This window comes from Cellulomonas marina, from assembly GCF_900111925.1.
GTDB classification, from domain to species: domain Bacteria; phylum Actinomycetota; class Actinomycetes; order Actinomycetales; family Cellulomonadaceae; genus Cellulomonas; species Cellulomonas marina.
Window position 1 is genome coordinate 42,518 of sequence record NZ_FOKA01000010.1, and the last position, 12,222, is coordinate 54,739.

6 protein-coding genes are annotated in these 12,222 nt (G+C 70.5%); all 6 read left to right on the top strand.

Annotated features, from left to right (window positions below):
• The first annotated feature begins 1 nt into the window (after position 1).
• Positions 2-2,857, top strand: coding sequence for a helicase-related protein (locus BM048_RS11645; protein WP_090033307.1), 2,856 nt, complete (start codon positions 2-4; stop codon positions 2,855-2,857).
• On the top strand, positions 2,854-6,834 hold the full coding sequence (locus BM048_RS11650; protein ID WP_090033308.1) for an Eco57I restriction-modification methylase domain-containing protein: 3,981 nt from the start codon (positions 2,854-2,856) through the stop codon (positions 6,832-6,834). Before BM048_RS11645 ends, BM048_RS11650 begins: the two co-directional genes overlap by 4 nt.
• Positions 6,818-7,945: a YcjF family protein gene (locus BM048_RS11655; protein WP_090033310.1), complete on the top strand. Its 1,128-nt coding sequence runs from the start codon at positions 6,818-6,820 to the stop codon at positions 7,943-7,945. Before BM048_RS11650 ends, BM048_RS11655 begins: the two co-directional genes overlap by 17 nt.
• 121 nt (positions 7,946-8,066) lie before the next feature.
• On the top strand, positions 8,067-10,262 hold the full coding sequence (locus BM048_RS11660) for an AAA family ATPase (protein ID WP_090033311.1): 2,196 nt from the start codon (positions 8,067-8,069) through the stop codon (positions 10,260-10,262).
• A gap of 3 nt (positions 10,263-10,265) precedes the next feature.
• A complete protein-coding gene (locus BM048_RS11665) occupies positions 10,266-11,468 on the top strand; it encodes an McrC family protein (protein ID WP_090033313.1) in 1,203 nt (400 codons plus the stop codon).
• Between the two features lie 94 nt (positions 11,469-11,562).
• Entirely contained in the window at positions 11,563-12,216 is a 654-nt protein-coding gene (locus BM048_RS11670; RefSeq protein ID WP_175499522.1) for a RusA family crossover junction endodeoxyribonuclease, read from the top strand.
• Positions 12,217-12,222 lie beyond the last annotated feature (6 nt).

Sequence of the window (12,222 nt, forward strand, 5' to 3'; positions counted from 1 at the left end):
GATGACCACGACGACCTACGCGGCCGGTGCGCTCGTCCGTGCCCGCGGCCGGGAGTGGGTGGTCCTGCCTGACTCGACCGAGGACTTCCTGGTCCTGCGCCCGCTGGGCGGCGGAAACGACGACGTCGCGGGCGTGCACACCGCGCTCGAGACCGTCGAGCCGGCCACCTACCCGCTGCCGTCCGCCGACGACCTCGGGGACGCGGCGAGCGCGGGCCTGCTGCGCACCGCGCTGCGGCTCGGCTTCCGTTCCTCGGCCGGCCCGTTCCGCTCGCTGGCACAGATCGCCGTCGAGCCGCGCGCCTACCAGCTGGTTCCGCTGCTGATGGCGCTGCGCCAGGAGACCGTGCGGCTGCTGATCGCCGACGACGTCGGCATCGGCAAGACCGTGGAGGCCGGCCTGGTGGCCGCCGAGCTCCTCGCCCAGGGCGACGCACGCCGGCTCGCAGTGCTGTGCAGCCCCGCCTTGGCCGAGCAGTGGCAGCGCGAGCTCGCCGAGAAGTTCGCGATCGACGCCGAGCTGGTGCTCACCTCGACGGTCCGCCGCCTGGAGCGCGACCTGATGATGAACGAGTCCCTGTTCGACAGATACCCGTACGTCGTGGTCTCCACCGACTTCATCAAGTCCGACGCGCACCGGAGCGAGTTCCTCAACCACTGCCCGGACCTGGTGATCGTCGACGAGGCGCACACCGCTGTCTCCGACGACGCAGTAGGGACCCGTCAGCGCCACCGCCGTCACGAGCTGCTGCGCGACCTCGCTCGGGACCCGCGGCGGCACCTTCTCCTGGTCACCGCGACCCCGCACTCGGGCAAGGAGGAGGGCTTCCGCAACCTGCTCGAGCTGCTCGATCCCGAGCTGGCGACCCTCGACCTGGAGCAGACGCGGGGGCGGGAGCGCCTGGCGCGGCACTTCGTGCAGCGCCGCCGTGGCGACATCCGCCGCTACCTGGACGAGGACACCCAGTTCCCCTCCGACCGCGAGAGCCGAGAGGTCGCCTACAGCCTCACCCCCGAGTACCGGCGCCTGTTCGCCCAGGTCCTCGACTACGCCCGCGAGCAGGTCCGTGACGCGTCCGACGGCGGCCTCCACCAGCGCGTGCGCTGGTGGAGCGTCCTCGCCCTGCTCAGGGCGCTCGCGTCCTCCCCGGCTGCGGCGGCCGCAACGCTGCGCCAGCGCGCGGCTACCGCCGAGGCGGCCGACGAGGCCGAGGCCGACGCTCTCGGCCGGTCGGCTGTGCTGGACTCGGCGGACGACGAGGCGATCGAGGGCATCGATGTGACCCCCGGCGCCGATGACGTCGACCCCGACAACACGGACGACGCGGTGCCCAGCTCCCGCCGCGCCCGCCTGCGCGCCATGGCCAAGGCAGCCGACGCCCTGCACGGCCCCGCGGCGGACGCCAAGCTCGCCCGAGCGGTCGCCGAGGTCAAGGCGCTGCTCGCGGACGGCTACGACCCCATCGTGTTCTGCCGGTTCATCGACACCGCCGAGTACGTCGCCGCGCACCTGACCAAGGCCCTGGCGGGCACCGCCGAGGTGGCCGCCGTGACCGGAACGCTGCCGCCGGCCGAGCGGCAGCAGCGGATCGCTGACCTCGCGTCCACCGCGGCGCGGCACGTCCTCGTCGCCACCGACTGCCTCTCCGAGGGCGTGAACCTTCAGGACGCGTTCCAGGCGGTCATGCACTACGACCTGGCCTGGAACCCCACCCGGCACGAGCAGCGGGAGGGTCGCGTCGACCGTTTCGGCCAGACCGCCCCCACCGTCCGCGCGGTCACCCTCTACGGCGTGGACAACTCCATCGACGGCATCGTGCTCGACGTGCTGATCCGCCGACACCGCGCGATCAGCAAGGCCACAGGCGTGATCGTGCCGGTCCCGGCCGAGTCGGACTCCGTGCTCGAGGCCCTGATGGAGGGCCTGGTGCTCCGCGGGGTGGACCACCAGCAGGGCGAGCTCGACCTCGGCCTGCGCCAGGCCGACGAGCGCCTAGACCTGGCGTGGCGCTCGGCAGCCGAAGCCGAGCGCACCTCACGCACCAAGTACGCCCAGGGCTCCATCCACCCGGACGAGGTCGCTGGCGAGGTCACCCAGGTCCGCGCCGCCCTGGGCAGCCACGGAGCGATCCGCCCGTTCGTCGAGGACACGCTCCGCGCTCTCGGCTCGACCCTGACGCCCACCGCCGACGGCTTCGCCGCGACGACGGCCTCCCTAGTCGCTGGGGTGCGGGATGCGCTTCCCCCCGGTCACGCCGAACCGCTGCCGTTCCACCACCAGCTTCCCGCTCCGCGCCGACATGCCGTGCTCACGCGCACCGACCCAGCCGTGGCTGCGCTCGCCGGCTACGTCCTGGACACCGCGCTGGACGGCAAGACCGACGCCGGCCTGCGTCCTGCCCGCCGAGCCGGGATCCTGCGCACCGGTGCCGTGGCGGCCCGCACGACGATGCTGCTGGTCCGCTATCGCTTCCACCTCGACGTCCCCACCCGCGAGGGCACCCGCGCCCTGGTCGCCGAGGACGCCGAACTGGTCGCTTTCCGCGGCACCCCGGAGGACCCGACGTGGCTCGACGCCGGCGAGGTCGCCGGTCTCGTGGCCGCCCGCCCCGAGGGCAACATCCCCGCCGACCAGGCCACCGACATGGTCGCCCGCGCACTGGAGAAGGTCGGCCTGCTCACCGACCACCTGGGCGCCCGCGCCGACGCCCGCGCCGGCGAGCTGCTCGAGAGCCACCGCCGGGTCCGCGCCGGTGCCGGCGCCGCCCGCGCCGGCCTGCGTGTGCGAGCGCAGAAGCCCGTCGACGTGCTCGGCGTCTACGTCTACCTCCCCACCGTCTCTGGCGGTGCCCGGTGAGCCCCGCAGGCCAGTTGACCTCCGTGCGCACGGTCGGTGCGCTCCTCCCGGCTGACGTCCTCGGCCGCGTCGCCGCGGGCGACCAGGACCTCGGCGGGCTCCGCTCGGCCGACTACCACCTCGGGGCGGGGGAGACCCCACGCGAGGCGGCGAACCGGGCCTGGGCCTACCTGCTCAGCGTGTGGCCCTCGTTCCGGGAGGCCTTGGCCGCGCTGCACGCGGGCGACCCCGCGGTGCGGCTGACCCGGGAGCGGTGGCTGCTGCTGCTGTTCCGTGAGCTCGGGTACGGCCGGCTACAGACCACCCCCGCGGGCGGGTTGAACGCAGGCGAGAAGTCCTATCCGGTGTCCCACGAATGGGGTCCCCTGCCGATCCACCTCCTCGGCTGGGGCGTGGACCTGGATCGACGCACGAAGGGTGTGCCCGGGGCGGCGGAGCGCGCGCCGCACGCCATGGTCCAGGAGCTCTGCAACCGGTCTGAGGACCACCTGTGGGCGGTCGTGTCCAACGGTCAGGTCCTTCGCCTGCTCCGCGACTCGACGTCGTTGTCCACCGTCTCGTTCGTCGAGTTCGACCTGGAGGCGATCTTCGACGGCGAGCTCTTCGCCGACTTCGTCGTCCTGTTCCTGCTGCTGCACCAGTCGCGGGTCGAGGTTCCCGAGGGCGGCGCCCCGGCTGACTGCTGGCTGGAGCGCTGGCGCTCCTCGGCGATCGCGCAGGGCACCCGGGCCATGGCTCTCCTGCGCGACGGGGTGCAGCGAGCGATCGAGCACCTGGGCACCGGGTTCCTGCGTGCCCCGGCGAACACCGCGCTGCGAGACGGCCTGGCCGATGGCTCCCTTGCCCTGGCGGACATGCACCAGGGCTTGCTGCGCCTGGTGTACCGGCTGCTGTTCCTGTTCGTCGCGGAGGACCGCGACGCACTCCTCGACCCGGACGCCGCTCCGGTGGCCAAGGCGCGCTACCGGGACTACTACTCCACCGCACGGCTGCGGCGCCTCGCGCTCAAGCGCCGCGGCACCGCGCACACGGACCTCTGGCGTGCCCAGCGCCTGGTGATCGCCAAGCTCGGCGACGAGGCGGGGTGCCCCGAGCTCGGCCTGCCCGGCATCGGCGGGCTCTTCGATGACCAGGGTGCCGAGGTGTTCGCGGACGCCGACCTGCCGAACGACGCGCTGCTCGCCGCAGTGCGTGACCTGGCGGTGGTCAGGCCAGCCGGACAGCCGCAGCGCCTGGTGGACTACAAGAACCTGGGCGCGGAGGAGCTCGGCTCGATCTACGAGTCGCTGCTGGAGCTGGTCCCTCGGCATGACCCGGTGCACCAGACGTTCGCCCTGGTCACCCTGGCCGGGAACGACCGCAAGACCACCGGCTCCTACTACACCCCGTCAGCGCTGATCGACCTGCTCCTGGACGAGACCCTGGACCCATTGCTGGATGACACCGAGCGGGCCGCAGACCCCGAGGCGACGCTGCTCGCGATGACGGTCTGCGACCCTGCATGTGGGTCCGGGCACTTCCTGGTCGCTGCCGCCCGGCGGATCGCCGAGCGCCTCGCCGTCGTCCGCTCCGGGGAGAGCGACCCGACGCCCACACACCTACGCGCCGCCCTCCACGACGTGGTCGACCGGTGCATCTACGGGGTGGACCTCAACCCGCTGGCCGCCGAGCTGGCCAAGGTCTCGCTGTGGTTGGAGGCGATGCAGCCCGGGCGACCCTTGTCCTTCCTGGACGCGCACGTCAAGGTCGGCAACGCCCTGCTCGGAACGACACCCGAACTCATCGCCGCAGGCATTCCGGACGACGCGTTCGTCGCGCTGGGCGACGACGACAAACCCACCACCACCGCGTGGAAGCGCCGAAACAAGGTCGAGCGCGACGCCCGCGCGGCGGCCCAGGACGAGCTCGACCTGTTCGGCGACGCTCCGACACCGACCGTGCCGCCTGCGCCAAGCACCACAGCCGTTCCCGGGGCGCGCCTGGCCGACGTGCATGCCCTCGCCCGCCGCTACGCCGCGTGGCAGCAGTCACCCGAGCTGGCACGCGAACGCCTGCTCGCGGACGCTTGGTGCGCCGCCTTCGTCCAGCACAAGCGCCCCGGCGCCCCGGCCATCACGACCGGCACCCTCGATGCCGTCCGCGACGGCACCATCCCCGCGGCGACCGCCGCGGCCGTGCACAGCCATGCCGTCGCCCACCGGTTCTTCCACTGGCACCTGGAGTTCCCCGAGGTCGCGGGCGCCGGTGGGTTCACCGCCATGGTCGGCAACCCGCCGTGGGAGACGGTGCAGATGTCCGAGAAGGAGTTCTTCGCCGCTCGCGCACCGGAGATCACAACAGCCGCCAACGCAGCGGCGCGCAAGAAGGCGATCGCGCGCCTCGCCGAGACCGACCCGACCCTGCTCGCGGCATTCGATCACGCCGCGCGAGACGCCGCCGGCCAGACTCAGTTCATCCGTGCGAGCGGTCGCTACCCGTTGTGCGCAAGGGGGAAGATCAACACCTACTCGATCTTCGCCGAGCTGTTCAGGTCGTCCATCGCCCGTGACGGACGGATGGGCATCATCACACCCACCGGCCTGGCCACCGACGCGACCACATCGGCGTTCTTCGCGGACACGGTGGCGACCAAGCGGCTCGCCGCGTTCTACGACTTCGAGAACGAAGCGAGGATCTTCCCCGGCGTGCACCACGCGTTCCGGTTCGCCGTGACGTGCCTCACCGGTGGGCGGCCAGTCGAGCATTCGCGCCTCTCGTTCCTCACCCGGCACGTGCGTGACGCCGTGACCACGCGGTTCGCGCTCGCGCCCGAAGAGATCCTGCTGCTCAACCCCAACACCGGCACCCTGCCGATGTTCCGCACCCGCCGCGATGCCGAGATCACCCTCGGCATCTACCGACGTCACCCTGTGCTCGTGAACGACGCGACCCCGGCGAACCCCTGGGGCGTCTCCTTCCGGCAGGGGCTGTTCAACATGGCAGCCGACTCCGGGCTGTTCCGCACCGCCGACCAGCTCGAGGCCGATGGCGCTGAGTTCGACGGCTGGGCGTACGTCCGCGGCGGGCACCGCTGGCTGCCGCTGTACGAGGGCAAGATGCTGAGCCACTATGACCACCGCTACTCCACCTACGAGGGCGCGACGCAGGCCCAACTGAACGTCGGCACCCTGCCCCGCATCTCGGACATCGTCCACGACCAGCCCGACCGCGAGGCACTCGGCCGGTACTGGGTCAGCGAGGCGGAGGTGCTCGACGCGATCGACGAGCGATGGGATCGCGACTGGTTCCTCGGCTGGCGCGACATCACCGGCCAGGAGAAGTGGCGCACGTTTGTGCCGAGCGTCCTGCCCCGCGCCGCCGTCGGCAACAAGTTCCCGTTGACGCTCGGCGCGGACCCGAGGCTCGCGCCGCTCCTGCACGTACTCCAGTCGACGTTCGCCTTCGACTACGTCGCTCGGCAGAAGCTGAGCGGGACCGGCATGACCTTCTTCATCGTCAAGCAGCTCGCGTGCCCCACGCCCGCCTCGTTCGCCGTCCCGCTTCTCGGGGTCGTCGGTACCGCGCTTGCCGACTGGATTCGACCGCGCCTCCTCGAGCTCACCTACACGTCATACCGCATCGGCTCCTATGCCACTGATGTCCTAGGCCTGCCGCCCGGCGCGGACCCCGGCCCGCCGTTCCGCTGGCTGCCAGAGCGCCGTGAGCAGCTCCGCGTGGAGCTCGACGCCGCGATGTTCCGCCTGTACGGCCTGGCCCGTGACGAGGTCGAGCACGTCATGGACTCGTTCTTCGTCGTCCGCAAGTACGAGGAGCGCGACCACGGCGAGTTCCGCACCAAGCGCCTCATCCTCGCCGCCTACGACGCCATGGCCGCCGCCGCGTCGGCCGGCACCACCTACGTCACCCCGCTCGACCCCCCGCCCGGCCAGGGCCCCCGCCATCCTGCAGAGAGGCACCGAGATGAGCAGCAGCACTGAGCCGACCGATGACCTCGCCCGCGCCGTTGAGTCGGAGGGGGAGTCCGCCGTCGGCCGAGTCAACATCGCCGTCTTCGGCGCGACCGGTGCAGGCAAGTCGTCGCTGCTCAACGCGGTCTTCGGCGCCGACGTCGCGCCGACGGGTGTCGGCAGCCCGGTCACTCCGGGCACCGCTCGCTACGTCAACCGGACCGGCACCCTCGCGATCTACGACGGCGCGGGTTTCGAGCTCGGTCAGGGCAACCTCGCCAAGGACCTGCTCGACCGCATCAAGAAGAACCGTCGCCTCGGCAAGGACCTCATCCACATCGCCTGGTACTGCGTGAACTCCGCGACCGCGCGGCTCGAACCGTCGCAAGCCGACGCGATCCGCAAGGTCGCGGAGCTCGAGATTCCGGTGGTGCTCGTCCTCACCAAAGTGGACGCGAAGGAGGGCGCGGCCGACCCGGCCGCCGTCGAACTGGCTGACGCGATCGCGGCAATGGGCCTCCCGATCGTCGGTGGCCGGCCGATCCTGACGGCGTCAATCGCGAACGAGTTCGTCGGCACGGAGCGCCATGGCCTGGAGGACCTCCTCGCCGCGACCTATCGCGTCGTGCCCGAGGCTCAGCGAGTCGCCGTGGCCGCCGCGCAGAAGGTCGACCTCGACATCAAGGCTAGGTACGCCCGGTCCTGGATAGCCGGTGCCGTCGCCTTCGCGGGAGGTGTCGGGGCTACGCCGATTCCCCTCGCCGATGCTGCGGTCCTGGTCCCAGCACAGGCCGCGTTGATGGCGAAGATCTCAGCCATCTACGACATCCCCAAGGAGCAGGCCGCCGCGCTCGTGGGCGCGGCGACCAGTGCGGCCGGCGCCGGCGGCCGGATGGCCGTGGGCAGCTTGATGAAACTGATCCCCGGCGTCGGGAACCTCATCTCTGGCGGGGTCGCCGCGACGATCACCGGCGCCATCGGGGAGAGCTGGCGGGCGGTGTCCGAGCGAGTCTTCACTGGCAAGCTGGAGCTCGCAGACGCGGACCAGATGGCCGCGCTGGTGAAGCAGTTCCTGTCCCACCTGAGCACCGCGGACTCGAAGGCTGGCAGCCCGGACGGAGTGGCTCCAACGGCCCCGTGAGCGTGCAAGCGGGCGGGCTCAAGGTGGCGTCTCGAATCGCCTCAGCCCGTTAGGCAACACCGCAGGCCGGGACGTCGGCGGTCGCTGACAGACTTCGATCACCTTGCAGAGGAGGAACGACATGACGGAGCCTCCAGTCGCCGAGCGTGCCGCGTCGGTGCGCCACGCGCTGCTCTTCCAGACCACGCTCGCGCTCCTGGCGGAGTCGGCTGAGCCGCGGAAGGCCGCCGATGTCGTTGCCGCGGTGCGGGCACGTGTGCCGTTCACCGATCACGAGGCAACCCTCACCGCCAGCGGGAAGTTGCGCGGGGACACGGCCATCCGGTTCGACTCAAGCTGGGCGCGCATCGGGGGCTGGCTGCTCAAGGGCCACGACGGGTGGGAGATCACCGATCGCGGGCGCGCCGGCCTTGCCGAGTACCCCAACGCCGAGCCGCTCTACCGGGCGATGCTCGAGGACTACGAACGCGAGTTCGCCGAACGCAAGGCTGCGCAGGCTCAAGACGCCGCGAGTGCGAAGCAGGCTCGACTGGAGGCGGCTCTTGAACTCGTGGAGGCCGGCTCGTGGACGACCTACGGCGACCTGGCCGAGGTCGCGGGACTGTCGGCCCAGACCGTGGGATCGTTCGTGGCACAGAGCGAGTCGCCCAACGGGTTCAGGGTCCTCTCAGCGAATGGCAAGGTCTCCGAGGGCTTCCGGTGGGCGGACCCTGACCGGAGAGACGACCCGCGGGCGCTCCTGGCGGAGGAGGGCGTCGAGTTCGACCAGGAAGACCGCGCCTCCCAGGCTCAGCGACTGACCGCCTACGAACTGGTCCAGCTTCTCGACGGCGAGAGTGGCGAAGCACCCCGGCGCGCGTGGCTCATCCGGGGTGGCAACGTGAACGGCAAGAACCTCATCCCACAGTGGCTGAGCCTCGGCTGGTGCTCCATTGCAGCGAGCCAGATCCGACCGCTGGACCTGCCCCTGACCCGCCGCCAGATCGCCGAGATAGTCGAGATCGACTACGCGCAGAAGTCGTACAACACCCGCAACGAGAAGGTCACCGAGGTCGATCTCTTCCTGAACCGGGTGCAGCCGGGTGACCTCGTGCTCACCAACGACGGGGCGCGGTTCTACCTCGGGGAGATCACAGGCGCTGCCACCTCGGTGGCGAGCACGGACGACCGGTCCAATCTCCGACGGCCCGTGACGTGGCTCAACCCGGAGTCCCCTGTTGACCTGGTCGACCTGCCGTCCGGTGTCAAGCCGCTGCTCTCCTCGCAGCAGCCGATCGTCGACCTCACGAGCGACGTCGCAGCCCTCAGGGCGCTCGTCGTGACCGACGAACCGGCGCAGGAGGCGGCCAAGGAGAAGGCGACGCCCGAGCTACGACTGGCGCCCGCGACGGACGGGCTGGCCGCGCGCCTGTTGGTCTCACGAGTGTGGCTCCAGGACTGCATCGATCTCCTCGCCGACCGGCGACAGATGATCTTCTACGGCCCTCCTGGGACCGGGAAGACGTACCTCGCGCAGGAGATCGCCGCACACCTGACGGACGAGCCGAACGTCAAGCTGGTCCAGTTCCACCCGTCATACAGCTACGAGGACTTCTTCGAGGGGTACCGGCCCGCGCCGTCGCCCGACGGTAGCGGTACTGTGGGATTCGCTCTCGTCCCGGGTCCGTTCCGCCGTCTCGTCGACGCGGCCCGGGAGAACCCGGCCACCGCCTACGTCCTGATCATCGATGAGATCAACCGGGCCAACCTGGCGAAGGTGTTCGGCGAGCTGTACTTCCTGCTGGAGTACCGCGACCGGTCCATCGACCTGCTCTACTCCACAGGCACGGAGGCCGGCTTCACGATGCCGTCCAACGTGTTCGTCATCGGCACGATGAACACGGCGGATCGCTCGATCGCTCTGGTCGATGCGGCCATGCGGCGGCGGTTCGCGTTCAAGGCTCTCCACCCGAGCACCGAGCCCACCCGGAGCATGCTCGACAAGTGGCTCGCGGCACAGGGGCTGCCGGACAGGAACGCTCGCGTGCTGGACCGCCTCAACGAGCTCATCAAGGACGAGGACTTCAAGATCGGCCCGTCGTACTTCATGCGGGACAGCGTGTACTCCGACGGTGGGCTGAGGCTCATGTGGGAGACCTCGATCCTGCCCCTTCTCGAGGAGCACCACTTCGGCGAGGGCATCGACGTGGCGAAGGAGTACGGCCTGGACCGGATCCTCAAGCGCGCCACGAGCGGCATGGACGACGAGCCGGCGAAGCCGACCGGGGAGAACGACGAAGGGCCCGATGCGCCGAGCGAGATCACGAACGCCGAGTAGCACGTGCGCATCGAGCTCAGGGAGACGGGAACCGCGGTCGAGGTTCGGCTGAGCACCGCTCAGGGCCTGGCCCTTCGCGGGTCGGAGCTCGTCTCCGCTGTGCCGTCGACGACTCCGGGATGGTGGCTCGTCGGGCCCGCCAGCAAGGTCGGCGTCGCGCGAGTGGGGGACGTCGAGCTCTGGGTTGAGCCCAAGGTCTCGATCCGGCGGCTGTTCTTCCTGCTCGGCTACGCGCGCGATGGGCGTGGATGGCGCGAGGAAGACCTGCATCTCCAGGAGGACGCGGACCTCCTCGTGGCCGTGGCGACCGCGTTCGCTCGCCAGGCCGAACGAGCGACCCAACAGGGCTTGATCCAGGGCTACCGGGTCGAGGAGACCGCGTCGGCGGTCCTGCGGGGACGCGTCCGGACGGCTGAGCAGCTGAAGAAGCGCTTCGGCCTCGCCGTGCCGCTCGAGGTCCGCTACGACGAGTACGGCGTCGACATCGCGGAGAACCAGCTGCTGCGCGGAGCGGCCGAAGTGCTGCTTCGGCTCCGCGGTGTGGACGCCTTGACCCGCAGGTCACTGCTCCGGCTTGTGCGGGCCGCGGTAGACGTCACGCCGATCCGCCGCGGGTTGCCGCTTCCTTCCTGGCAACCGTCGAGACTCAACGCCCGCTACCACCTCGCGCTTCAACTGGCCGAGCTCGTGCTCCAAGGAGCCTCGGTCGAGCAAGCCCCGGGGCCCTATGGCGTCAGCGGCTTCATGGTCGACATGGCGAAGCTCTTCGAGGACTTCCTCACCGTCGCACTGGGCGAAGCGCTTGTTCGCCGCGGTGGCGTGTGCAGACCTCAGGAGAAGTGGCGCCTGGACGAAGCCGACGCGATCGAGATGAAGCCCGATCTCGTCTGGTACGCCGCGGGTCAGAGCGGCCCCACGGCCGTCATCGACGCCAAGTACAAGGCCGAGAAGCCCAGCGGCTTCCCCAACGCCGACCTCTACCAGATGCTCGCCTACTGCTCCGTGACGGGCCTCGACCGCGGGCACCTCGTGTATGCGAAGGGCAACGAGGTCGCGCAGAGTCACGACGTTCGACGCGCGGGTATCCGCCTCGTGCAGCACACGCTCGACCTGGACCAGGAACCGGCGGCCCTGCTGGACCAGGTCGACCAGCTGGCCGACAGAATCGCCGCCCCGATCCTCCGGAGCCTCGGGGCGGCGCGGTAGCGGCTCAGCAACCGATGTCGACGTCGAGAGCCGACGTGATGACTCGTCGGATGTCCCCACCCGCGGGCGGTCGAGTCTGCGGCACGATGTGGATGTGACCGACGGTGACGGGAGCGGCGTGGAGGTACCGGGCACCCAGGCGGCCCCATTCACGGTTGGACGACTCAGGGCCGAGCTCGTCGGCTGGCCCGACGAGACACCCGTCGCCGTCCTCGCCCAGCGTTCGTTCGACGGGTCCTCATGGGCGTCGCTGGACGTCATCGCCGCGGGTTCGGGTTCCATTGACAGCCTTGACGGGGCCGGTTCGGGCTCGGTGTTCCCGCTCGTCGCGGCACTCCCCGGCGTTGAGGCGGGTGACGGTCGAGCTCCCTGGCGTCACGTGGCAACCGTTCACGTGCTCGGGACTCCGGCGAGCTACTCGACGGCCGCAGAGAAGCCCTGGCGCGAGGCCGTGAGGAACGCGGTGGCAGGAGCGGTTTCGACACCTGGGTCAGGCGCCTTCGCAGTGCGACTGGACTTCAGAACCGCTCGGCCGCAGCGTAGGGGCGAGTCGTGGGACCTCGACAATCTGGCGAAATGCACGATCGACGCGCTCGAGGGCGCGCTCGGCGCGCGCACATGGAAGGGGCCGCGTCAGGTTGCTGACCACCTCGTCGTCCACCTCCAAGCGACGAAGCGTGAGGTCGTCGGTGACGAGTCCACGGGCGCCACGATCGAGGTCTGGTCGCGGGAGTCCGGCGACTCCTGAGCCGTA

Bases quoted from the DNA above. Each gene is read 5' to 3' on its own strand.
- BM048_RS11645 (WP_090033307.1), top strand. From the start codon at position 2: ATGACCACGACGACCTACGCGGCCGGTGCGCTCGTCCGTGCCCGCGGC.
- BM048_RS11655 (WP_090033310.1), top strand. From the start codon at position 6,818: ATGAGCAGCAGCACTGAGCCGACCGATGACCTCGCCCGCGCCGTTGAG.
- BM048_RS11660 (WP_090033311.1), top strand. From the start codon at position 8,067: ATGACGGAGCCTCCAGTCGCCGAGCGTGCCGCGTCGGTGCGCCACGCG.